Origin of the sequence: Arthrobacter sp. PsM3 (assembly GCF_030433895.1) — a bacterium.
Taxonomy (GTDB): Bacteria; Actinomycetota; Actinomycetes; order Actinomycetales; family Micrococcaceae; genus Arthrobacter.
The window spans coordinates 132,522-155,998 of sequence record NZ_JARUXE010000005.1 but is presented as its reverse complement, the minus strand read 5'-3'; the positions used below and the strand labels follow the sequence as shown (position 1 = coordinate 155,998).

Genomic DNA, 23,477 nt, shown 5'->3' with positions numbered 1-23,477 from the left:
CCAGGGACTCCAGCCACTCGGCGGTCTCTTCCGGATCACGATCAGGCAGCTGGTTTGTCAACCCGCTGAGGATATGGGAGGTCTCTTCTCCTGCAGCCACGTCCAACCTCTTTTCGTCGTTGAATGGTCGGCTCAAGTTTTCATTCTGTGAGAAAACTTTCTTGCATTTCGAGAATACTCAGGCGATTGCGGGCAGTCAAACAGGCCGGCGGCCGGCGGCAAGCAAGGCCTCCCGGAAGCCTGTGGGCGGATTGTGACTGCGGCACCGAGCCTTTCGGTCTGACCGTCGCGGCGCGAATCATCCCGTGGGTCTCGTTGGCTCGATGGTGTGGGAAACGGGCTCCCTGGAATTGCGAGACCGGCGCCCGGCCGCTTCGCGCCTGACCCATGCTGCGGGGCCTTGGTCCTTGCGCCGCCCGAGAACGCCTGCCACCACGAGGAGCACGCCGACAGCTGCAGCTGTACCCCCAGCGATACCTCGGTCGTAGGGCCAGTGCCCCACCAGCCCCATGAACGCCGGAATTGTGGCTGTCACCTGGCTGGTCAGTACAAGCGCCCAGCCAACAAAGGGCGCCAAACCCTCGCACCCGAGCGCCAGCCGGACGAAGAACAGGATCCACAGAAATGCCCAGCTAAGCCACAGGACACTCAGCAGCGGGTCGTCTGGGAACCCTCTGGTCGCGAGCAGAATCCCGAATACACCGACCAAACCACTGAACCACCCCAGTCCTTTGGACCCGAGCTGCAGGAGAACGTCCAGGCCAACATACAAATAGGTCAACCCGAAGAGGATCATTCCGGACGCACCAGGAAGCAACAGGGGGTCACCGCCACCAGCGGCGGCGACGTAGACGGCACCCAGCACAAGTTGGATCGTGCCGATCAGCAAGCTGAAGACCGCCGAATCCCGCAAGGGGATACGGCCGAGTACGGCCAGCCCATTAATCAGAAGTGCCGCTCCTGACAGAAGGAGACACAGGTATGGCATGGTGAGCTACTCTCATGGATTGCCGTCCGGACGCTGGCCTTCCGGGTGGACAGGTCATGCGGCCGGGAACAGCAACCCGGACCAGGTTCACGCCTGGATGAATTCCTGGCGCTGGCGTCCAAGGCCGGACACCTCTATCTCCACGACGTCCCCGGCTTTCAGATACGGGAAGCGTCCGGACAGGGCCACGCCCTCCGGAGTTCCGGTGCAGATCAGGTCGCCCGGTTCCAGGACCAGGTACTGGCTGAGGTTATGGATAATGGTGGCCACGTCGAAGATCAGGTCTTGCGTGGTGGAGTCTTGGCGCGGTTCGCCATTTACCCAGCTGCGCAGCCGGAGGTTGCCTGGGTCCACGTGCTCAGGGGTGACCAGGAACGGACCGGTGGGGCAGAATCCGGCGCAGCTCTTACCCTTGGACCACTGACCGCCGGATCCTTCCAGCTGGAAGGTCCGCTCAGACAGGTCGTTGACCGTGACGAAGCCGGCGATGTGGCTGAGCGCATCCGATGGTGACTCCAGATAGGACGCGCGGGTGCCGATGACTACGCCCAATTCGACTTCCCAGTCCGTTTTGGTGGAACCGCGGGGGATGGCGACGGCGTCGTTGGGTCCCGCGACTGTGTTGGCAGCCTTCTGGAACAGGATCGGTGCAATGGGGGGTTCGGCGCCCGACTCGGCGGCGTGTGCGGCGTAGTTCAATCCGATGCCAAATACGGAAGAAGGCCGGGTGATGGGTGCACCGATGCGGAGGTTCGCGGCATCCATTTCTGGCAGTTCCCCGGCAGCCAGGGCGGCTGCTGCGCGGGCGGGACCGCCCGAAGACCAGAAGTCCGCGTCCAGGTCCGGGGTGAGCCCGGCCAGGGAGTAGAATGTGCCACCGTCCACGATGGCGGGAGTTTCGGCACCGACGGCGCCGAGGCGTGCAAATTTCATGCGGCTATTTCCTTCTTGACGTTGGATCAGGCTCGTTGGGCGCCTCAGTTCACCAGGAGCCTGCCCCAGCGCGGGGCCAGCAGCGGGACGCCCGCCATCTTGAGGCAGTGCCACAGGGTCACGGCCACCGAGTCCAGGACGGGAACGCCCGTCTCGGCCTCGATTTCGGCGCTGATGTTGGCGCCGTAGAGGTTGGTGCAGAGGTAGATGATGGCGTCCGGCCGGGCCGCGGCCAGCTCCAGCGAGCCCGGGCGCATCTCCGCATCGGTCACGCGGGCGAACGACTCGTTGTTGCTCAGGCCCAGGTACCGGTGGTCCAGGGTCTTGATGCCGTCCCGTTCATAGGACGCCACGATCTGTTCGTTGACGTCCACGGTGTAGGGGGTGAACAGCCCGATGCGTTCGGTTCCGAAGGTCCGGAACGCCTCCATGTAAGCCAGGGTGGAGGTGGTGGCCGGGATGCCCGTGGCGTCCGTGATGTCCTGCACGAGCCAGCGGTCGTGGCCGGCGCCGAGCCAGGAGCCGGACGTGCCGTTCCAGGCGATGACGTCCACATCGGCGGTGGCGAGGAGTTCGGCTGCCGACCGCATGACGGCGGCATCGAACTGTTTGTCCGAGGATTTGTCCAGGGCAATCCGGGTGACCGGGATCCTGGCGAAGTGGATGGTGACATCGTCGCGGCCGCCCAGGATCCGGTAGCTCTGCGGTTCGAGGCAGGTGTTGGAGGACGGCACGATCATGCCGATGCGGGTGGCGCGGGTTGCGGAAGGCATGGGGGCTCCTAGCGGGCGGCCTGGACGGCCTGGACGGAGGGCACGACGGCGGGTGCCGTGGCGGGATTGGTGACGGAAAGCGAAGACTGGTGCTCGTGGAAACCGGCCCGGGGCACAAAGCGGCCCACGGGTCCGGGGTCGTGGAACCCGTCGCTGTCCAGCACCACCCGCCCGGCGGAGACGACGACGGCGGGCCAGCCCGTGAGCGTCCGGCCGTCGAACGGGGAGAAGTCGGTGCCCATGTGCAGGGCGCCGCCGTCGACGGTGCGTTCCTCGGCCGGATCGAAGATGACCAGATCGGCGTCGAACCCGGGCGCGATGGTTCCCTTGCGGGGCAGGGCATTGATGCGGGCCGGGCCCGCGGCGAAGACTTCGACGAAGTCCTCCACCCGGGCCTCGCCGCCGCGGGCTGCTTCCAGCAGGGCGGTGAAGGTGACGGGCATCCGGGTCTCGACGCCCGGGAGGCCGTGTGGCATTTCACGGATGTCGTCGGTGCGTTCCCGCTTTTGCGTTAGGTCGTAGCAGGAGTGGTCGGAGGCGACGGTGTGGATGGCGCCGTCGGCGAGCCGTTCCCGGAGCGCGGCGACGGTCTGCGGGCTGCGCATGGGCGGGCAGCAGGCGAACCACTCCGGCATCACCGAGCCGTAGACACTGTCGTCAAGGGTGAGGTAGTGGGGGCAGGTCTCGGAGAAGGCCTCCTGGCCGTGGCTGCGGGCCTCGCTGACCAGGTCCACGGCGCCGGGGGTGGACTGGTGCACGAAGTAGACGGGTGCGCCGGTGTATTCGGCCATGGCCAGGGTTTCCTTGACCGAGATCTCTTCGGCCAGTTCGGGGCGGGTGCGGTGCAGGTGTTCGACGCCGATCCGGCCGTCGTCCGCGTGCTGGCCGGTGCAGTCCGCGATGATCGGGTCGTGCTCGGCGTGGATGTAGGTGAGGCCGTCCAGGCGGACCATTTCGCGCATGACCTTCAGGATGGTGTCCCCGTCCGCCATCGTGGTGCCGCGGTTGGTGGTGTACATCTTTACGGACCGGACGCCCTCGGCGGCGAGTTGCTCCAGCTGCCACGGCACCGTTTCGTCCCAGCTGACGACGGAGCCGTGCAGGGCGACGTCGCACCGGGACTCGCGGGCCAGTTCCTTTTTGTGGAGGACGGCGGCGAGCGGGGTTTCCCGGGCGTCACGGGGGATGCCGAAGTCGATGATGGTGGTGGTGCCGCCCCACAAGGCAGCCGTCGATGTGGTCCGGTAGTCATCAAGGGTCCGGAACCGCCCGGTTATTTGGGCCACGTGGCAGTGCCCGTCGACGCCGCCGGGGATGACGAGCCGTCCGGCGGCGTCGATGACGCGGGCAGCGGCGGGGACGGGTTCGGCCGCGTTCACGAGCCGGTCGATGCGGCCGTCCCGGACCACAACATGGGCCTGGCGGCGTCCGAAGCTGTTGACCACGGTGCCGTTGGCGATGACGAGTTCTGGGGTGTCGGACATCGGTGTCCTCCTAAATAGCGTGGTGGTTAGTTGGCCGGTGCGGGCGAAGCCGGCTGGGTGGCGCCCCTGCGGGTCGCGTTGGTGGCGCCGCTGAGGGCGGCGTTCTGTGCGGTGGCGAGGGCGGCGTCCAGGTTCTGGCTGAGGCCGCGTCGGGCCTTGGCCGGGGGAGGCGCGAAGGCGCCCGCGCGGTGCGGGCCGGAATCGAGGCCGACGACGGCCTCGGCCATCCGGATGCCCGCGGAGATGCCGTCCACCACAGGGACTCCTATCTGCCCGCGGAGGTCGCGGGCAAGGCCGGCGAGCGGCGCACCGGCGAGGATTACGACGTCGGCCCCGTCCTCGGTCACGGCCCGGTGGCTCAGTGCCAGCAGGGTTGCCTTGAAGTCCTGCTGCACCGTGGCGATGCCGTGGAGGGTCTCGTTGATGGAGCGGATCGATGCCAGCCGGCCGCCGAGCCCGAAGCGCTCCACACAGTCCAGATACCAGGGCCTGATCCGATCGGAGATGGCGATGATCGAGAACCGGTGACCCTGCAGGGCGGCGGCGCAGAGTGCCGCCTCGGTGATCCCGACAACGGGGACGTCGGCGAGTTCCTTAAGTGCCGGCATCCCGGGGTCGCCGAATGCGGCCACCACCACGGCGTCGATGCTGGCGCCGTCTCGGGTGTACTCGGCGATGATTTCGGCGACGGCTCCGGCGGCGATCAGGGACTCGAAGCGGGTTTCAATGTATTCCACGCCGTACCCGGCGGTCCGGACCACAAGTTCGGTTCCGGCGGAGGCGGAGCGAAGGGCCTCCGCTTCGATCAGGGCAGTCACGTCGTCGCTGATATTGGGGTTGATGACTAGAAGTTTCATAGGTTCTTCCGATGAAGGGAGGGTTCTGTCCGGCTGAAATCCTCCGGAAACTGTTCGCGGTACTTGCCGATGTGCGATGCCGATTGGGCGGCTGCCCGTTCCGGGTCGCCGCTGGCGATGGCGGCGTAAAGGGCGCGGTGTTCTTCGATGAGCTCCGGCAGGTCGCTGACGTGCCGGAAGAGCCAGTGCATGCGTCCCTGGAGCGGCTCCAGCGCGGACTTGAGGAAGCCGTTGTCCGCGATGCGGGTAATGGCATCGTGGAATTCGCTGTTTGCGCGGTGGGCTTCCATGATGGCGCCCTTGGCCAGGCAGCGGTCGGCCTCGTCCAGCAGACCCTTGAGCGCGCTGAGGTCTTCGGTGGTGGCGCGGGTGGCGGCCAGGCGGCAGGCAAGGACTTCGAGGGACTGTCTGACGTCGAACAGGTCCTCGACGTCCTTGGGACTCAGGGTGCTGACTTCGGCTCCGCGGGCGCCCCGGTCGCTGATGAGTCCTTCCTGGCGCAGCATGCGGAGCGCTTCGCGGACGGGAAGGCGGGACACGTTGAATTCTGCCGCGAGGTCGCGTTCCACCAGCCTGGTGCCGGGAACGTAGTGCCCTTCAAAGATCCTGTTGCGGAGGGTATCCCTGACAGCCTCCCGGAGGGGGCGTTCCTTGTCCTGGGTCGCTTCTGCGGTATGCATGTTTCTCCACTTTCGGTTCTTGTCCGGCCTTGCGTTCCCGGCGTCAGGAACAGGTGCGTGTGGCTAGCTTAGACAGGTAGCCGCTTGTTGTAGTTCAGGGTCAGGACGGATACGCCCATGATGATCGCGGACCCCACGAAGTACAGCAGCGCCCAGGTGTAGGAACCGGTGGCGCCCACGATCAGGCCCACCGCAATCGGGGTCACGAAGCCGGAGATGTTGCCGCTGAAGTTCATCGCTCCACCCAGGACGCCGGCGTTGGTCCGGCCGCCCAGGATCGAGGGGATGCTCCAGAACAGGCCCACCCAGCGGAGGAAGAACATGACCACTGACAGCAGGACGACGGCGGTGGTCGGGTCGGCCACGACGGTGACGCCGATCAAGCCGCCGATAACGACCACGCTGGAGGTGCCCAGGAGGGTGCGCATGACGCGGTTCGCGGAGGCGCCGGCGGACTGCCACTTGTCGGCGATGGCGCCGCCGAGGATTTCCCCGACAAAGCCGGCTCCGAAGATGACGAACGTGGACCAGCCGATGGTCTTGAGGTCGAAGCCCTTGTCCTGGGCCAGATAGAGCGGTCCCCAGGTCAGCAGGCCGTAGAAGACGCCATTGAAGCCCAGCCAGCCGAAGCACATGGCCCAGAAGGAGCGGAATTTCAGGTAGGGCAGGAGCGCGCGCTTGCCCTTGCTGCCGTCGAGCTCCGCGGCGGCGTCCTCGGCTGCGTGGGAGGCTTCGATGTATTCGGCCTCGGCATCGTTGACGCCGCGGTGCTGGCGGGGGTTGTCGCGGACGTACCACCAGACGGCAAGGCCCATCAGTACCGTGGCGGCGCCGGCGACGATGAAAGCGATGCGCCAGCTGCCGGTTGAAGCGATCAGGCCGGCAATCAGGATGCCGCCCAGCCCGGCGCCCAGAGGCGCTCCGGCATCGAGGATGGTGGCGCCGCGTCCACGTTCTGACTTGTGCATCCAGATCGCGTTGAGTTTTCCGCCGGCCGGCATGACGCCGGCTTCCGTGACGCCGATGCCCAGCCGGGCAATGAACATGCTGAGGAAGCCCCCTGCCAGGCCAGAGGCTGCCGTGGCTGCACCCCAGCCGATGCAGGACGCCGTCATGACCTTGCGGGGCCCGAACTTGTCAATCAGGAGGCCCACCGGGACCTGCATCAGCGCGTAGGTCCAGAAGAAAGCGGAGAGCAGCAGGCCCACGAGCTCGGGGGCGAGGTTGAACTCCTTCTGGATGATGGGAAGGGCCACCGAGATGGAGCCCCGGTCGATGTAGTTGACGGAGACGAGGACCAGCAGGAGCAGGAACATTTTCCAGCGGACGTTGGTGCGACGTTGCACCCCGTCCTTGCCGGTTTTGTCGTCGGGGAGCGGTACTGCGGTTTCTGTGTTCTGAAGAGACACAACTTCTCCTTTGCAGAGAGGAAAATTGCAGACAGGGAAAGACTTGGGTGTTCGCGGGGGCAGGAGGCCGGGTGGTGGGGGCGTCCTGGGTCCAAATCCGGAGGAGCCGGGCAAGCAACTGGGCGGGATCCGTACCGCGATCTTTTGGGATCCCAATTTGGGATCCCAAAATTTAGAATAGAAGTGACCCGGGCCACTGTCAAGGATTTTGTCCGGTTGTGGCCCGCCTGGGCCAAATCACCGATTGTGACTGCCGGGCCCCCTGGTCCTGCCTGGGGTCTGGGATGTGCGGCCGAATGGCCGCCGTTGGGCGGTGTGGTGCTGCCCCAGCCGGGCGTGGGCTTTTGCGCGCACCCAAACAACGCGGGGTCAGATGCGGCCCATGAGACCGCCCGCAACGGGCCTTGTCTGACCCCGCGTTGCAGTCGTGGGCGCGAAAAGGGCCCGCGGCGTCGGCCGCGGGCCTCGTCTTCACGTCTGATTCCGGCGGCTCAGCTGCCCCGGTAGGTGGAGTAGGCGAACGGGCTCAGCAGCAGGGGCACATGGTAGTGGCCCTCCGATTCCACCACACCAAAGGTAAGGACCACTTCCGGGAAGAACGTCTCGGTGCCGCTGGCGGCGTAGTACTTTCCCGTGTCGAAGGTCAGGCGGTAGGTTCCCGGGGGCACCCGGTCCGGCCCCAGTTCCTTGATGCGTCCGTCCGCATCCGTGGCGCCCTCGGCAATCTGGACCCAGCGTTCGCCGTCGAGCACGTGGAGCGTGACCGGGACGTCAGCCGCAGGCTTGCCGGAGCCGGTGTCGAGTACATGGGTGGTGATGTGGGACATGCTCATCGGCCCATCAGTCCTTCGAGTCGGAGCGCTGCGATCTCCCGCAGCTGCTGGCCAATGATTGTCTGTTCTTCTTCCGGGGTGTGGGCGAGCCGCGTGGTGAGGGCGGCCAGGATCTCCTCGCGGCTGCGGCCTGCTGCGCGGATCAGGAACACCTGCCCGAACTTCTCCTCGTAGGCGCGGTTGCCTTCCGCCAGAGCCTCCGTGACGGCCGCGTCGGCTTCGCCGAGTCCAGCCTGTTCCGCCTGGGAAAGCCTGGCTTCGGTGCTGTTTCCCCGGGCCCGCTCGCCGATCCGGGGGTGGTGGGCGAGCGCCGCTTCGAGCTCTGCCGGGGTGAACGGGTTGGCTGCGCCGCGTCCCGCCTCGAGCAGTGCTTCGAGGCTCGGGTAGGGCCGCGCATCGGCGAGTTCGTCGATCCAGCGCTGGATGTCCAGGCAGGGGCGCAGGGAATCGGCAGCCTCCGTGCGGCCGGCCGCGTTGAACTGTTCAAGGTGCATAAGGCAGGTCCTTGTGCTTCGATGCTGGCATCCACGGTGTAGGGCTATACGGACAATTCATTCCGCATCATGGAACTGTTATTTCAGCATATGTAAAAAGTCAACCGTACCCGCTTGAGGCTGTCAACTCCGGCCCGGCCCCCAGGGGCAGTTCGGAAGCTCTCTGAGCTCCGCGTGAAGCAGCCTCAGCCGCCCGGCCGCCCGTCCGCTCTCCACGTTAGTGTGGGGAACGACCGATCCGCGGATGAAAGGCAGTGTTATGACCGATCCGAATGAACCGAGCAACGATCCGGCCGCCCTGCGCGGGCCGGCCAACCCGGACGCCGTCGAGGCCTACCAGCCACACGCCGAACCCGGCCGGGCCGGCAACATCCGGGAGGAACAACTGGCCCAGGCCGCAGGGATGGTGCCCGCCGCCTATGTCGGTCCGGGTGATCCCGAGGCGGAGGACAAGCCGGAAGACGCCGCGGACGCCGGCCTGTGGGACGACGAGACCTAGCCCCGGTGCTGGGTGCGGTGACAGCTGTTTCATAGCTCCGGCATAGCTGGCGTGGCTAGCTTGGGCAACTATGGAAGAGCGCACGCCCCGGCAGCCCCGTTACCGCCACCCCGGCAGCGCGGGCTTCCGGCCGCGCTTCCGGGCGTTCCGCCGGACCCGCGCAGCCCTGGTGGCGCTGTGCGCTGCGGCTCTGGCGGTGGCGCTCAGTGCTGGATTCTATTCCGCCGCGCAGACGCGTTCGACGGCGGCCCTCCAGGCTGCGAGCCAGGCGAACAGTCAGGCGTCGGTGACCGGGGTGAACGGCCAGACGCCGGCGGCAACGGCGCCGGCAACCGGGTCTGGAAACGTTGCGGCTTCGGCTGCAGCCTTGCCGGCCGCAACCGAAGCCCCGGGAGCCATCGACGCTGACCTGGACGCCGAGATCGACAGCATCATCGCCGCCAACCCTGAGTACCAGATCAGCGTCGCCCTCCTCGCCCTGCCGGACGGTGCAGATGGGACCGGTGATGTCCACGAATACGGTGTCCCGGCGGCATTCGTCGCGGCCAGTACGGCTAAGGTCCTGGCCGCCGAGGCCTACTACCACCTCGTGGAAACCGGGGCCGCCTTCCTCGATGATCCGCTCGGGGCCTACACCGCGGAATTCCAGCTGCAGGCGATGATCCAGCAGAGCGACAACGACTCCTGGTCATTGATCATGGACGTTGTGGGCCACGAGGAGCTGTCCGAGTATGCGGCCTCGATGGGCGTGGACTACAGCCCCGAACGCAATACGCTCACCCCCGCGGACATGGCGCACATCCTGGCCGGCCTCTACTCCGGGACTCTGCTGGACCCGGCGGACACCTCGCAGCTGCTGTCCTATATGCAGGGCACCAACTATGAATCCCTTATCCCGGCCGCCGTCCCCGCCGGCATCACCGTGTTCCACAAGTACGGCCTGCTGGGCGGGGAGCTGCACGACGCCGGCATCCTCGCCAAGGACGGCAGCGCGTACGCGCTCGTCGTCTATACCAAGGGTGCTGACCTGAGCACTGTGCCCGAGCGTACGGAAATCATCCACCAGGTGACGGCAGCTGTGGCGGACGCCCTGTTCTAGTGCGGCGGCCCCGGGGGACGGCGTCGGATCGCGTCCGGAGCACCCGCCCTGCGGCGCCGGGGCAGCGCGCACCGCGGACCGGGGGAACTTTGCGGCAGTCCGGCGTCGAAACGGACTCCCGGGCCCGGCGTGTCGTGTGGAAGTGCCCCCGGACCGCAGCGGGTCGGCGGCGGTAGGGTCCCGGACGGCACCGGGTAGGCTCCCGACGGCGTCGGATCGTGTCCCTAACGGTGCCGGGTCGTGCTCCCACGGCGGCACGCTCCGGGCGCGCGCGTACCCCGGCAACCACTGCAGTGCCTTGTTCTGAAGGGTGGTACTGGTTAGCGAAAGAGAGCCAAGGGACAGGTCCCTGGCTCTCTGCGCATAGTCATATCCGCTGCGGGATGATCAGCCGATCCTGGCCACGTCGCTCATTTCCCAGCGGGTCCAATCGGACCAGTTGTCGCTGTTGCCGTTGCGCACGCGGAAAGAACTAGCTCGCCCCGACTCTGCGGGGCCTCAAGCCGGCGTCCGCTCGTTGTGGTTGAGGAACCCGACACCTTGATCCTCCGCCCCCTCATGGCCATGATCAACAGGCTCCGGACCGGGCTCGCCACGCCACCTGTGCCCTGCGGTCCGGGGGCACCATGCGCCGGGCCGGCGTCGATATGGACGCCCCGGCCCGCCGACGCGAAGCGCGAGCCCCGGGCTGGCCGCCGTGTCGAGGTGCCCCCGGCCCGCCGACGCGAAGCGTGAGGTTCCTGGACCTACTTCGCCAGGAAGTCCAGCAGGACCTTGTTGACCTCGGCGGCGTGGGTCCAGAGCATGCCGTGCGGCGCGCCCTCGATCTCCACATACTCGGCGCTGGGCAGGGCCTTGGTGAATTGCCGGCCCGTGACGTCGATCGGCAGGATGTTGTCCGCGGTGCCGTGGACAATCAGCGAGGGGACATCAATCTTCGGGATGTCGGCGCGGAAGTCGGTCAGCCAGGTCGGCTGGGCGGCTGCCGAGGCCGTGGGGCCGCCCGAGGCCGCCAGGTTCCAGCCGGCCCGCATGACTTCCTCGCTGAGCCGGGGTGTGCCGAGGAAGGTGTCGCTGTTGTAGAAGTTCTTGAAGAATTCGGTGAAGAAGGCGTAGCGGTCGGTGGTCACAGCCTCCAGCAGCCCGTCGAACACGGACTGCGGCACGCCGCCGGGGTTGTCGTCGGCCTGCAGGACGTAGGGCTCTAGTGAGCTGAGGAACACGGCCTTCGCCACCCGGGCCGAACCGTAGCTTGCGAGGTAGCGGCCCACTTCGCCGGTTCCCATCGAGAAGCCCGCCAGCACGGCGTCGTTCAGGTCCAGGGTGGTGAGCAGTGTGTCGAGGTCGGCGGTGAAAGTGTCGTAGTCGTAGCCGTCGGTGGGTTTGCTGGACTGGCCGAAGCCGCGGCGGTCGTAGGTGATGACGCGGTAGCCGGCACCTAGCAGGGCCGTGGTCTGCTTCTCCCAGGAGGATCCGTCGAGCGGGTAGCCGTGGATCAGGACCACCGGCTGTCCGGCCCCGTGGTCTTCGTAGTAGAGCTCGATGTCGGTGCTGTTCTCGGTTCCAACCTTGATGTAAGCCATGTCAGCGGTCCTCTCGGTACGGTTCTGATGTCAGTCGTGCGGAAGCGGCCCGGCGTTGGTGCCACTGTCCGGTGCCACTGTACGGAACCAACGCGGCCCGGCAACAGGGTGTTCCCAGAGGCCGCATTTTGGCCAAAGATACCCCTGGGGGTATAGTTCTATTACAGACCTACCAACAAGGAGAACCAGATGTGCCGACAGGTTGCATGCAAGAAGTGCGGTAAGACCACTTGGGCTGGCTGTGGCCAGCACGTCGACCAGGTCATGCGGGGCGTCAAGAGCGCCGACCGCTGCAAGGGTCACGAGGGTGAAGTCAGCACCAAGACCGGCTTCTTCGCCAAGCTCTTCGGCCGCTAAGACCGGCTCTCCAGCTGGACGCAAGCCCCCGCTGCACATCGTGCAGCGGGGGCTTTGCGCGTTAACGGCGCGGCTAGGACCGCAGCTAACGGCGCTCCTACGACAGCAGTGCCCCCGTGACAGCCTCCGTCAGCTCATGGATCACAGCGAGGCGTTCCTCGCTCTCGCCGTCCTCGCCCCAGGAGTAGATGGCCAGCGCGTAGGAGCGCCCGCCGGACGTCAGGACGGCCGCGTCGTGCACATAGCCCTCCAACTCGCCGTACTTGTGCTGCACCGTGACGTCCGGGCCGACGGCGGCCGGAATGAGCCGTTCGTTGTTGGTCTGCTGCATGTAGCCGAGCAGCTCGTCCGTGTGCTCCGCGTTGAGCAGCTTCCCGGTGGACAGCTGCCGGAGCAGTAACGCCATCTCGGCCGGCGTCAGCATGTTCTGTTCCGGGTCGTAACTGATCCCGATGGACGCGGCGTACTCGATCAGTCTGGGGTAGCCGATGTCCTGCATCAGCAACAGCCAGGAGTCGTCACTGCTGGCGTTGACCATCGCCCTGACCTGGAACGCGGCATCGAAGCTCCCCAGCGGCACGTCCAGCGACTTCGCGCCGGTCTCCACCAGATGGTAATAGGCGGCCGCCGTGATGATCTTGGCGGTGCTGGCCGCCACGAACTCGGACCCGTCGCCGTAGCTGCGCGGCTCGCCGCCGTGGGTGTCCACCAGTGCGACGCCGATCCGGTAGCCGGAGTTCTCGGCCAAGATCCGCTGGATCTCTGCGTCGAGGTTGGCAGCCGGCGTGGCCTGTGGCTCCGGGGCATGCGTGCCCGGGGCCGCCGCGGGGTGCTCGGGCCGCTTGTCATGGGGGCCGGCGAGGAAGTCTGTCGCGGGGGCCGGACCGGTGCGGACGACGGCGAGCGTTACCGGGCCTAGAAGCAGCAGGGCCGTGGCCGCCCAGACCAGCAGCAGGTTCCTCCGGGCGTTGCGGGAATCGGAGGCCGGACCGGAAGGTCCCGAGGGGTTCATGGAGCAGGACCTTTCACGTCACAAAGGGGGAGGGTTCCTGCAATGTATGCCCGGCCGCGGGGCATGTCCAAAGGCCGCGCGGGGCAAGGCAAAGCTGAGGGCAAACTCCCAGCTGGGGGCGGGAACGGACGTGGCTGGCACTGCGCTGACACGGCATTGACACCCCCCTTGGCGGAACCACCATTAGGCTGTCAGCTATGCCAAAAATTACTGTGAGCCTGCCGGACGCGACCCTGCGGGAGTACCTTCAGCCCCACCCCGACGTCACCGTCCTGGAGTGGGACCTGTCCGGGGAACCGCCGCGGCCGCGCCTCGACATAGTGGTCCCGCCCTACATGGGCGGTACGCAGGTCCTGCGGGGCCTGGAGGCGGTGGAAACCGGGCTCGTGCAGAGCCAGTCGATCGGATACGACGGCGTCGCGGACTCGCTGCCCCCGGGCCGGGTGTTCGCCAACGCCGCGAGCGTCCACGAAACCTCCACCGCAGAACTGGCCCTGGCCCTGATCCTGGCCAGCCAGCGTGAGCTCCCGCGGCTGCTGCAAAACCAGCAGGAGGGCCGCTGGGAGACCCGGCCCACCGCCAGCCTCGCGGACCGGCGCGTGCTGATCGTCGGCTACGGCGGCGTGGGCAAGGCGATCGAGGACCGTCTCCTGCCCTTCGAGACCACGGTGACCCGGGTGGCCAGCAAAGAACGGACGGACCCGCGCGGGCACGTCCACGGCATCACCGAGCTGCACACCCTGCTCCCGCAGCACGACATCGTGGTCGTGGGGGTCCCGCTCAGCGACGCCACCCGCCATCTCATCGACGACGCCTTCCTGTCCGCCATGCCCGACGGCGCCCTGGTGGTCAACGTGGCCCGCGGACCGGTCGCGGACACCGACGCCATGGTCCGGCACACCGCCACCGGCCGGATCCGCGCCGCCCTGGACGTTACCGACCCCGAGCCGCTGCCGCAGGACCACCCGCTGTGGCGGACCCCCGGCGTCATCATCAGCCCGCATGTGGGCGGGGACAGTTCGGCCATGTGCCCGCGGATGGGCCGGCTGGTCCAGCGGCAGATCGAGCTCATGCTGGCGGGCGAACCGCCGGCGAACGTCGTGCTGAACGGCTAGGGACCCGGACGGCGCGTACACCGCAGCTCCGCGTTCGCCGGAACACCGCCCGCTGACAGCAAACTCCCAGTAAACGACACGGCAAAGCGGACGTAAACTGACCTTCGGATCACTCTGCGTGACACAAGGCTTGGAGTACGGATGCTCTGGAAACTGCTTGTCGAATACCTGCGGCCGCAGCGGCGGCTGCTGCTCGCCGTCGTAATCTTCCAGCTGGCGGCGTCCATTGCCTCGCTGTACCTGCCCACCCTGAACGCGGACATCATCGACCAGGGCGTCGCGAAGGGGGATACGGACTACATCATGCACACCGGCGGCATCATGCTGATGGTCACCCTGCTGCAGATCGCGTGCACCATCGCCGCCGTGTACTTCGGCGCGAAGGCCGCGATGGCGCTGGGCCGGGACGTCCGGGGCGCCATTTTCAGCCGGGTGGCCGCGTTCTCCGAACAGGAAGTCACCCGCTTCGGCCCGCCCAGCCTCATCACCCGCTCCACCAACGATGTCCAGCAGGTCCAGCAGCTGGTGCTGATGTCCGCCACGCTGATGGTCACGGCGCCCATGCTCAGCATCGGCGGGGTCATCATGGCGGTCCGGCAGGACGTGGGGATGTCCTGGCTGATCGCGGTCAGCGTGCCGGTGCTGCTGGTGGCGGTCGGGCTGATCATCACCCGGATGGTGCCGCTGTTCCGGCTCATGCAGACCCGGATCGACACCGTGAACCGGGTGCTCCGCGAACAGCTCACCGGCATCCGGGTGGTCCGCGCGTTCGTCCGCGAGGACGTCGAGACCGCCCGCTTCGGCCGGGCCAACGAGGACGTCACGGACACCGCGCTGCGCGCCGGCCGGCTGATGGCGCTCGCGTTCCCCACCGTCATGCTGGTGCTGAACGTCTCGTCCGTGGCCGTGATCTGGTTCGGGGCGTTCCGGATCCAGGACGGCTCCATGCAGGTGGGCACCATGATCGCGTTCCTGAGCTACCTCATGCAGATCCTGATGTCCGTCATGATGGCCACGTTCATGGCGATCATGATCCCGCGCGCCGCGGTCTCGGCGGACCGGATCGGCGAGGTGCTGGGCACCGAATCCAGCGTCCGGCCGCCGGAGCACCCGCTCAGCTTTGCCGGCCGGACCGGCCGCGGCGAACTGGAGATGCGCGACGTCGGGTTCGCCTACCCGGGTGCCGAGCAGCCGGTTCTGTCCGGGATCAGCTTCACCGCCCCGGCGGGGCAGACGACGGCGATCATCGGCGCCACCGGTTCCGGCAAGACCACCCTGGTGAACCTGATGCCGCGGCTCTTCGACGCGACGGCCGGGTCGGTGCGGATCGACGGGGTGGACGTGCGTGAACTGCACCCGGACCTGCTCTGGGGGCACATCGGCCTGGTGCCGCAGAAGCCGTACCTGTTCTCCGGGACGGTGCGCAGCAACCTGCTCTACGGCAAACCCGACGCCACCGAGGACGAACTCTGGCAGGCGCTCTCCATTGCGCAGGCGGAGGAATTCGTCCGGGAGATGGAGGGCGGACTGGACGCGCCGATTTCGCAGGGCGGCACCAACGTCTCCGGCGGGCAGCGGCAGCGGATCGCGATTGCCCGGGCTCTGGTGAAACGGCCCGAGCTCTACATCTTTGACGATTCCTTTTCCTCGCTGGACACCGCCACGGACGCCCGGCTGCGGCTGGCGCTCAAGCAGCACACCGCTGGCGCCACCCTGGTGATCATCGCCCAGCGGGTGTCCAGCATTGTGGACGCGGACCAGATCCTGGTGATCGACGACGGCAGGCTGGTCGCGCACGGCAGGCACGAGCAGCTTCTCGAGACTTCGGCGACGTACCAGGAGATTGTGAACTCCCAGCTCGCCGTGGAGGAGGCAGCATGAGCGACACCAACCGCACCCGCCCGCAGGCCAAGCCCGCTGGCGGGGGAACCGGGGCACCTGGCGCCACGGCCGCCGTCGAACGCATTCCCCGCCCGCGCGGCGGCCCCGGCCACGGCGGACCGTTCGCCGGGATGAACGTGCCCGCGGAGAAGGCGATGAACTTCGGCCCCTCCGCCAAACGGCTGCTGGGCCAGCTGCGCCCCGAGCGGCTGTGGCTGGTGCTGGTCCTGGCGCTCGCCGTCGTGAGTGTGACGTTCTCGGTGATCGGGCCGCGGCTTCTCGGCGAGGGCACCAACCTGATCTTCGCCGGCGTCGTGTCCAAACAGCTCCCGGCCGGGGTCAGCAAGGAACAGCTCATCGCCGGGCTGCGCGCCGCAGGGGAGAACCAAAAAGCGGACATGCTCAGCGCCATGACGCTCACACCCGGCACCGGGATCGACTTCACGGCCCTGGCCACCGTGCTGCTCTGGGCGCTGGTCCTGTATGTGCTGGCCTCGGCGTTCAGCTGGATCCAAGCGTACGTGCTCAACGGCGTCGTGCAGCGCACCATGTTCCGGCTGCGCGAGCGGATCGAGGCCAAGATCAACCGGCTGCCGCTGCGCTACTTCGATTCGGTGCAGCGCGGCGAGCTGCTCAGCCGGGTCACCAACGACGTCGACAACATCTCGCAGAGCCTGCAGCAGTCCATCAGCCAGGCGGTCACCTCGCTGCTGACCGTGCTGGGCGTGCTGATCATGATGTTCATTCTCTCGCCCACGCTGGCGCTGATCGCGCTGGTCACCGTGCCGCTGACGCTCGTGACGACGGCGATGATCGCCAAGAGATCGCAGAAGATGTTCGTGGCGCAGTGGAAGCACACGGGGGAGCTGAACGGCCAGATCGAGGAGACCTACACCGGGCATGCGCTGGTGAAGGTCTTCGGACGGCAGCGGGAGGTAGAGGAGCGGTTCCGGCAGAAGAACGTGGAACTGTATGAGGCCAGTTTCGGCGCGCAGTTCATCTCCGGCCTGATCATGCCGGCCATGACGTTCATCGGGAACCTGGTCTATGTGGGCATCGCCGTGGTGGGCGGCCTGCAGGTGGCCTCCGGGGCGATGCAGCTCGGCGACGTGCAGGCGTTCATCCAGTACTCCCGGCAGTTCACCCAGCCGCTGGCCCAGCTGGGGTCGATGGCGAACCTGCTGCAGTCCGGCGTGGCCTCGGCCGAGCGGGTGTTCGAGCTGCTGGACACCGAGGAGCAGAGCCCGGACCCTGCCGTTGCCGAGGCGCCGGTGGTGACGCGGGGGCGGCTGGTGTTCGAGAACGTCTCGTTCGCTTACTCCCCGGACAAGCCACTGATTGCCGACCTGAGCCTCGTGGCCGAGCCGGGGCAGACCGTGGCGATCGTGGGCCCCACCGGGGCCGGCAAGACCACGCTGGTGAACCTGATGATGCGCTTCTACGAGCTCGACGCCGGGCGGATCACGCTCGACGGCGTGGACGTCACGGCGATGACCCGCAACGAGCTGCGCTCGCGGATGGGGATGGTGCTGCAGGACACCTGGCTGTTCGGCGGGACCATCCGGGACAACATCGCCTACGGCCGGCCCGGCGCCTCGGAGGAGCAGATCCTGGAGGCGGCGCAGGCGACCTACGTGGACAGGTTCGTCCGGTCCCTGCCGGAGGGCTACGACACCGTGCTCGACGACGAGGGCTCCAACGTCTCCGCCGGCGAGAAGCAGCTGCTGACAATCGCCCGGGCCTTCCTGGCCCGCCCGTCCGTGCTGATTCTCGACGAGGCCACGAGTTCGGTGGACACCCGCACCGAGGTGCTGGTGCAGAAGGCCATGAGCGCGCTGCGCTCGGACCGGACGAGCTTCGTGATCGCGCACCGGCTCTCCACCATCCGCGACGCCGACCTCATCCTGGTGATGGAGGCCGGGCAGATCGTGGAGCAGGGGACGCACACGGAGCTGTTGGCTGCTGGCGGGGCGTATTCGGCGCTCTATGCGGCCCAGTTCGCTGCTCCTGTGGCGGAGGTTTAGGGAAATTCAAGACGTTTTTTTGTCGCTCCCGAGGCGTAGAGGTACGGATCGTCTCTGGGCGGATCAACCTTACGTAACGGCCCCTATCGGTGAATCCCCAGAAGTCAGGGGGAGGCGTCGCTCGCAGGCCCAAGCGTGATTCGTCGTGGATTTTTCCCGTGACGTTGGGGGAGTGCAGTTGTGGGTCAGGCCACCCTGGTAGCCGTATGGGCACCGCTTTTGTCTCAAAGTATTAGGCGGCCCCTTTTCGGCCCTATTTCAAGCAATGGCCCCTCGGCTGCCTGTATTCCAAGGCCGAAGGCGGAGCTTTCGTGAACTCGGCAGGGGAGTGGCCGTCGTCGTCACACGCCTCAATCTTTGGGCGCCGGGCGGGTGAGGACAGGGTTTTGGACACCCGCCGCGCTAAGGGATAGGGCGCGTCTGCCGAACCCGCCGCTCGCTATCAGTGGATTCCGAATCGGGCGTGATCGCTGCGCTGACAACGAGTGCGAACCCTTGAGTGGGCCCGAAGTTGATTTCGGTGGCAATCACCTCGGCGGTCCACTGACCTGGTTGGGCACCGTCCACAACGACCATCTCGGTTGGATTGAGCGTGTCCGGGACGCCGCCGGGCGCAGACTGGCCAGCGACGAGATTGTTCCCCAGAAATACCTCACCGTCAGGTGCGGTCACCCGGAGATCGAGATCGTTGACGATGCTGTTGTCGGAGCCAATCGTGCCCGGCGGCTCCGTCCAGTTGAGCGTTACGGCGAGAGGGGAGGTTTGTGCGAGAGAGAATTGGAGTCGGCATGTCGTGCCGGTTACGAGCCCATCCGCATTTCGCACGTCGAGCAGGAGGCGTGGTGCGTGCTGTCCCAGTGCTGCAAGGGGATTCAGTGCACCCCACCCCCGTGTGCGGCTCGGAATGTCGGAATTATTGCCGGCCGCCACCGCCGAGTTGAGTGCGATCGCCCGAATCAGGGCAGCGGTCGGTACGAATCCTTCTTCGGGCCGCTGGTCTCCGTCCCGGTACCGCCCCTCGGTGAGTTGTTGACGGACGAGGGTCAGAACAGCGGCTACCCATGGGGTGGCATAGCTGCTCGCGCAAGGGACGGACGCGGGGCTGAGCTCGCACGGTGTGCCGATGTGAGCGGACACGACGCCGCATCCGACACCGGTCAGGTCCGGCTTTCGTCGTCCATCGGCGGTTGGTCCCGGGCTGCCGTCGCCGACGGTGTCACCGGGTTGGCCCACCGCTGTCGCGCTGACACACAGTGCGTTCTTCGCTGTGCCCGGCGGACCCTGCTCCTCGTCGCTGTTTCCGCTCGACCCGACGACGACATGATCTTCGTTCGCGGAGGTGAAGGTGTCTACGCCTGCGGAGTGCGCATCGTAGGTCGCTGGGCGGCCGACGCCTTGAGGCTTGGCGTGCCAACTGTTGCTGTGCACTATCGCGCCGCTCTCGGAGGCAGCGGCCAGTTCGATCATTATGGTGCTTGTGGTCTTGACGTCGCTGACGTTGCCGCATGCCAATCGGGCGCCGGAGGCAACTCCTCGCTGGGGGTTCATGCCGGGGCTGCCCACTTCATCGCCGGCCGCGATACCGCAAGTGAATGTGGCGTGTTTGCCCGTCGGCCTCTGATCGGAATTACGTACCAGGACCACTTTCCGATGTTCGGGTCCGGGCTGTGGATTCTCAGTGTCAATGAAGAAACAGTGGTCGAGGTCCGGTGGACCGTTATCGATGATTCCGATCACCTGGCCGGCGCCCGTTAGGCGCAGCCTTTCGATCTCCGGTATCCGACCCGCGGTCGTGAGCATCGGATCCCCTGCAATGTCCTTTCGGTCTTCACTGGTCTCGGGCACCTCCTGGACCCAACGGACACCTTGCATTTCAGCGATGCGGGCCGCAGTCGCTGAGTTGCCTGTGATCCGGATCAGGAATTTGCCTCCGAGCGGCCGTTCGTCGATGACGGCGACGATCCGCTCCGGCGGAATTAGCCGCTGAACCTGGGCTAGTACCGACTCTGCTTGTGCATTAAAGGCAATCACGTCGATGGGTCCGGAGGCGGTTGGCTCGTTCACCTGCTCGTCGTTGCGTAGCTCGGCAGAGACCTTGAGATCGTTGGTCATCTGCATGACGGCCCGCACCCGGTCGTCGCCTCGCAGGTGTGCTGCTGTCGCGGGGGCGAGCACCTCGATGTAGCAGTTGCGGGGCACGTATTCGGCAAGTTTCAGGCCGAATTCGGAGCGCAGCTGATCGGTTGCCTCAGCCGAAAGGGTCTCGAAGAACTGAACGATCCAGGCTGGTTCGCCTGACAGGTCGACAGGCTCATTGACGTTTGACTGGATGTCCTGTTCGACGAGCGGATCGAGGGTACGTCCAGCGATCGAGATGACGTTATCCATGCGCGGCTGATTCATGGAGTGGCCCTTCGGTTGAGTGGCTGCGAGAACAGGCGAAACGAGGTGTTAATCTCGGCAAGGGTCCACCACACGGCCAGTGAAATCGGTAGCCGAATGTCAATATCCGGATCCATCGCACCGAGGTCGGAGGCTGAAGGGATGACGCCGAAACCGCCGTCGGGGCATTGCTGCGCTTGCAGGAACGCGGTCACGGACCGAGCCCGGTCGCGGTCCAGTGGTCCGAGCGTGTGCGCGCTACGCAGCAGCGCGCACCCGGCGACCAGATTTGACCGGCGGAGAGTGTCGATCCCGAGTGATTCAAGGCGGCGTGCCCCCGTGCGATCCGGCTCCAACAACGACGCGTCACTGTGTGCAGCGGCAAGTCGCATGATGTGCTCGGGATCAACGTGCCGTCCGGTCAGGGCGTGCCAGAATTCCGCGGGCGCAGGGAGCTTGGCGGTCGGCAGCAGTCCGAGCCGGGCAAGTATCGCCCGTTCCTCACACCACCTGGGCGTGTTACCGGACGTTGGGGTGTCCACAACGGATCGGATTCCGTCCACGAAACCGGTGATGATGGGAACGTCCAGCCCGCGGTTACGTAAGACGGCGAAAACTGCCAAAGTAAGAGCCGCCGGGACACCCGCGAGTTGGGCGCTGCTGTGCAGACGCGAGAAGAGCGGTTTGATGGCGCCGTCCGCCAGGACGGTGGCACGATCATCGATGGCGCTGATCAGGGTCAGGCCGACGAGCCCGCCCATCGCTGCTGTCAGGGTTAAATTCGGTGACTTGAGGACGGCGGCGAACCAGTCGGCACCCTGGCTCGTGGAGGACGAGCTAGCGTGGTCAGCGCGGGGCCGGACGGTCTGAATCTTGTGGTCAGGATCGGCCGGCGCGTCACGTTCGGTCCTGCTCATGGCTGCGAGGACGAGTACCAGGGTGCTGTGGTAGCGCTCGGCGAAGCGCCGCCGGGCCGGCGACTGGCTGTCGGTGTGGATTTCGTCTGTTTCGGTGTCCGCCGGCTCGATCGCCACTATCGAGCCGTCGACTTCCTGGGCGGCAATGAGCTCTGACCAGGCATTCTCGTAGATGGCATCGTATTCGAAACGCAAACAGTCCCAGGCCAACAGCAGCTCACCCACCAGATCCCAGTGCCCCTGGCGTCCAAAACGCATAAGCGCGTCGGACAGGATCCGGTTCAGTTGGGCGAGTTGACTTGGGGTCAGTTCACTCGGCGGACGGTCACCAAATGTATAGCCAAACATCACGTCGTGGGTCAATTCGTAGATCGACTGCTCCGTCTGGTAGAGCGCATCGGGCTTTCGGACCAGAACCGACGAAGTCGTGAGCTCGGCCAGCGGGGGCAGCCGGTGGCTGAACCCGCCCCAGTCGAGCACTGTTCGCTCAATCATCATGTGGTGCGGAAGACGCCCGCTCTGGTCGAGCAGACCGGTATCAATCGTCCGTTGGAGCACAGCCTCATGTGCCAGGTCCGGACGGTTGGTGATCCTGAGAAATGCGCACAGACCGGCTCGCAGAATCAATTCGTTGCTATTACGGACAGGACGGTTGCGAAGCTCGTGTCCCTGAGCGAACACGGTCAGTCGGTCTATGATCCGGGTTGCGCTGGGGTTTTGGTCAAGCAGTCCACGCCTGAGGCCGTGCACCATGAGGACGATCAATTCAAGCAGCGGTTTATTCCGCGACGCGGTTTTCCTATCCTGCTGCGGCACGAAGTAATCCAGCTGCAGGGCAAGCCAGTCCAAGGCTGACGCCGCTGCTGAAGACTGCAACACCGCAGTCAATCCGGTCCAGGGCGTCCTATATGTCTTCGCTGTGGTAGAGCACGTACGTGTCGTGTACGAAAAGGTCCGTCACGCTTGGCGCGTTTTCCTCGTCGGCATGTTGCTGAGACGTCTCGACGATCTTGCGGGCCAGTGTGGGGAGATCGAAGATGCTCTGCTTGGCCAAGGCGGCCATTACATCCTCGATCGAGGGAACTCCTTGGATCTGCGTAGAGGCTGTGTCGGCCATGCCAACTCCCGGTGGCTAGTTTATTGAGGAATGGATGTGAAGTTAATAGTTCTCCGCACGCACCATGCGATGGCACATCATTCCTCTTTGTGCACGTAGACGTAAGTGGAATGTATGAACATGTCACCGACGTAAGGTGAATCCTCGTTCTCGGTGCGTGTCTCCGCGTCTTGGATGAGTCGGCGGGCCAGAGTCGGCAAGTCAAAAATGCTCTGCGTGGCAAGTGAGGACATGATGTCTTCGACACTCGGAACTCCGGTGAATTCGGCCATTTCAACTCCCTTATCGTGCCGGAATGAGTTTAGAGTAGGCGCTGTCATTGCCGGATGCAATAGTCCGAGATGACTCGTCATCCGCTCGATTCTCGCAGCGGATGAGAGCCTGCACCGAAGGGCAATGATTGACTATCGGCGTTGCCGCCTGGCAACAGAATCGGAAACACGGCAACGCCCGAATGCATTGGCTGGCCGGCCAGGGTAGACCATAGCCCCTACAGGCTGATCTCAGACGCCGATATCGATTCTACTTTACATAAGATCCGATATCGGCGACGGTAGCGAAGTTTCGGGATGCTTGTTCAAGTCCCGAGCGTTTGATCTGGTTCGCTACCACTAGTTGGCTGGCAGACGCAGCACCTCAACCCGCGGCCACCAAATACGGCACCGGATCCATCCCCGCCGCCCACTGCATCCAGGACTCAAACGTAGCGCCGATCAGTGCGGCGCACAGATACCCCGCCACGTCGCGGACACCGACCGAACCAGGTATGCCCGGGTGCTGTCCCGCTGCGGCTCCTGGCCCTCGTAGCCCCGGCAGGCCAGCTTGGGGTGTTCGGCGATCAGCTGCAGCCGGCCGCGCGTGACCGCGAGATCGGGCAGAACGGGAACCCCGGCGACCGCCACCTCGCGCAGCCCCGTTGTAGGGGCGCGGCGGACGAAGGCCGGCAGTCCCGCCGTCGACGGCTCCGACTTGTGGCAGGCAGAACTGCGCACCCTCCGTCGTAGTACACGGAAACACGGCGCAATGTTTCGGGCCCCGCC

At 65.9% G+C, this 23,477-nt stretch carries 22 protein-coding genes; 6 read left to right on the top strand and 16 right to left on the bottom strand.

Going from position 1 to position 23,477, the window contains the following annotated elements; translation table 11 throughout:
* Positions 1-298: 298 nt before the first annotated feature.
* From QCD75_RS04025 to uraD, 9 genes are all read right to left on the bottom strand, one after another.
* Positions 299-988 (bottom strand): AmiS/UreI family transporter, encoded by a 690-nt coding sequence (locus tag QCD75_RS04025; RefSeq protein ID WP_301225953.1) that lies wholly within the window; start codon positions 986-988, stop codon positions 299-301.
* Positions 989-1,075: 87 nt separating this feature from the next.
* The gene (locus QCD75_RS04020) at positions 1,076-1,921 is read right to left on the bottom strand and encodes a fumarylacetoacetate hydrolase family protein (protein ID WP_301225951.1); all 846 of its coding nucleotides are present in this window, start codon (positions 1,919-1,921) and stop codon (positions 1,076-1,078) included.
* Between the two features lie 44 nt (positions 1,922-1,965).
* Positions 1,966-2,694, bottom strand: a complete 729-nt coding sequence (locus tag QCD75_RS04015; RefSeq protein ID WP_301225949.1) for a maleate cis-trans isomerase family protein — start codon at positions 2,692-2,694, stop codon at positions 1,966-1,968.
* An 8-nt stretch (positions 2,695-2,702) separates the two neighbouring features.
* On the bottom strand, positions 2,703-4,178 hold the full coding sequence (locus tag QCD75_RS04010; protein WP_301225947.1) for an amidohydrolase family protein: 1,476 nt from the start codon (positions 4,176-4,178) through the stop codon (positions 2,703-2,705).
* 26 nt (positions 4,179-4,204) lie between these two features.
* Positions 4,205-5,035, bottom strand: coding sequence for an aspartate/glutamate racemase family protein (locus tag QCD75_RS04005; protein ID WP_301225945.1), 831 nt, complete (start codon positions 5,033-5,035; stop codon positions 4,205-4,207).
* On the bottom strand, positions 5,032-5,715 hold the full coding sequence (locus QCD75_RS04000; RefSeq protein WP_301225943.1) for a GntR family transcriptional regulator: 684 nt from the start codon (positions 5,713-5,715) through the stop codon (positions 5,032-5,034). Before QCD75_RS04000 ends, QCD75_RS04005 begins: the two co-directional genes overlap by 4 nt.
* A 68-nt stretch (positions 5,716-5,783) precedes the next feature.
* Entirely contained in the window at positions 5,784-7,124 is a 1,341-nt protein-coding gene (locus QCD75_RS03995) for an MFS transporter (RefSeq protein WP_301225941.1), read from the bottom strand.
* Positions 7,125-7,615: 491 nt separating this feature from the next.
* Positions 7,616-7,957, bottom strand: coding sequence for a hydroxyisourate hydrolase (gene uraH, locus QCD75_RS03990; RefSeq protein WP_301225939.1), 342 nt, complete (start codon positions 7,955-7,957; stop codon positions 7,616-7,618).
* Complete coding sequence (gene uraD, locus QCD75_RS03985) at positions 7,954-8,451, bottom strand: 2-oxo-4-hydroxy-4-carboxy-5-ureidoimidazoline decarboxylase (protein WP_301225937.1); 498 nt, start codon at positions 8,449-8,451, stop codon at positions 7,954-7,956. Before uraD ends, uraH begins: the two co-directional genes overlap by 4 nt.
* Before the next feature lie 259 nt (positions 8,452-8,710).
* Here uraD and QCD75_RS03980 point away from each other — a divergent pair, with 259 nt between their 5' ends.
* Positions 8,711-8,950 carry a hypothetical protein gene (locus tag QCD75_RS03980; RefSeq protein ID WP_301225935.1) on the top strand — a complete coding sequence of 80 codons (240 nt, stop codon included), beginning with the start codon at positions 8,711-8,713 and terminating at the stop codon, positions 8,948-8,950.
* 70 nt (positions 8,951-9,020) lie between these two features.
* Positions 9,021-10,049 (top strand): serine hydrolase, encoded by a 1,029-nt coding sequence (locus tag QCD75_RS03975; protein ID WP_301225933.1) that lies wholly within the window; start codon positions 9,021-9,023, stop codon positions 10,047-10,049.
* A 746-nt stretch (positions 10,050-10,795) separates the two neighbouring features.
* Here the strand turns inward: QCD75_RS03975 and QCD75_RS03970 are convergent.
* Positions 10,796-11,632 (bottom strand): alpha/beta fold hydrolase, encoded by an 837-nt coding sequence (locus tag QCD75_RS03970; protein WP_301225931.1) that lies wholly within the window; start codon positions 11,630-11,632, stop codon positions 10,796-10,798.
* Positions 11,633-11,821: 189 nt separating this feature from the next.
* Here QCD75_RS03970 and QCD75_RS03965 point away from each other — a divergent pair, with 189 nt between their 5' ends.
* Complete coding sequence (locus tag QCD75_RS03965; protein ID WP_192815714.1) at positions 11,822-11,989, top strand: hypothetical protein; 168 nt, start codon at positions 11,822-11,824, stop codon at positions 11,987-11,989.
* Between the two features lie 97 nt (positions 11,990-12,086).
* On the opposite strand, the gene QCD75_RS03960 is transcribed toward QCD75_RS03965, so the two are convergent.
* Positions 12,087-13,001 (bottom strand): serine hydrolase, encoded by a 915-nt coding sequence (locus QCD75_RS03960; protein ID WP_301225927.1) that lies wholly within the window; start codon positions 12,999-13,001, stop codon positions 12,087-12,089.
* Positions 13,002-13,198: 197 nt separating this feature from the next.
* On the opposite strand from QCD75_RS03960, the gene QCD75_RS03955 reads away from it, so the two are divergent.
* The 3 genes from QCD75_RS03955 (at position 13,199) to QCD75_RS03945 (ending at position 18,021) form a co-directional block, all read left to right on the top strand.
* The gene (locus QCD75_RS03955; protein WP_301225925.1) at positions 13,199-14,116 is read left to right on the top strand and encodes a 2-hydroxyacid dehydrogenase; all 918 of its coding nucleotides are present in this window, start codon (positions 13,199-13,201) and stop codon (positions 14,114-14,116) included.
* A 141-nt stretch (positions 14,117-14,257) separates the two neighbouring features.
* Positions 14,258-15,997, top strand: a complete 1,740-nt coding sequence (locus tag QCD75_RS03950) for an ABC transporter ATP-binding protein (RefSeq protein ID WP_301225923.1) — start codon at positions 14,258-14,260, stop codon at positions 15,995-15,997.
* On the top strand, positions 15,994-18,021 hold the full coding sequence (locus tag QCD75_RS03945; protein ID WP_301225921.1) for an ABC transporter ATP-binding protein: 2,028 nt from the start codon (positions 15,994-15,996) through the stop codon (positions 18,019-18,021). The genes QCD75_RS03950 and QCD75_RS03945 overlap by 4 nt, the downstream gene beginning before the upstream one ends.
* Positions 18,022-18,423: 402 nt before the next feature.
* Here the strand turns inward: QCD75_RS03945 and QCD75_RS03940 are convergent, their stop codons facing one another.
* From QCD75_RS03940 to QCD75_RS03920, 5 genes are all read right to left on the bottom strand, one after another.
* Positions 18,424-20,409, bottom strand: coding sequence for a S8 family serine peptidase (locus QCD75_RS03940; protein ID WP_301225919.1), 1,986 nt, complete (start codon positions 20,407-20,409; stop codon positions 18,424-18,426).
* 11 nt (positions 20,410-20,420) lie between these two features.
* A complete protein-coding gene (locus QCD75_RS03935; protein ID WP_301225917.1) occupies positions 20,421-22,196 on the bottom strand; it encodes a DUF6895 family protein in 1,776 nt (591 codons plus the stop codon).
* A 28-nt stretch (positions 22,197-22,224) separates the two neighbouring features.
* Entirely contained in the window at positions 22,225-22,437 is a 213-nt protein-coding gene (locus QCD75_RS03930) for a hypothetical protein (RefSeq protein WP_301225915.1), read from the bottom strand.
* A gap of 77 nt (positions 22,438-22,514) precedes the next feature.
* Positions 22,515-22,709 carry a hypothetical protein gene (locus tag QCD75_RS03925; protein ID WP_301225913.1) on the bottom strand — a complete coding sequence of 65 codons (195 nt, stop codon included), beginning with the start codon at positions 22,707-22,709 and terminating at the stop codon, positions 22,515-22,517.
* A 441-nt stretch (positions 22,710-23,150) separates the two neighbouring features.
* Complete coding sequence (locus QCD75_RS03920) at positions 23,151-23,429, bottom strand: hypothetical protein (RefSeq protein WP_301225911.1); 279 nt, start codon at positions 23,427-23,429, stop codon at positions 23,151-23,153.
* Between the last annotated feature and the right edge of the window lie 48 nt (positions 23,430-23,477).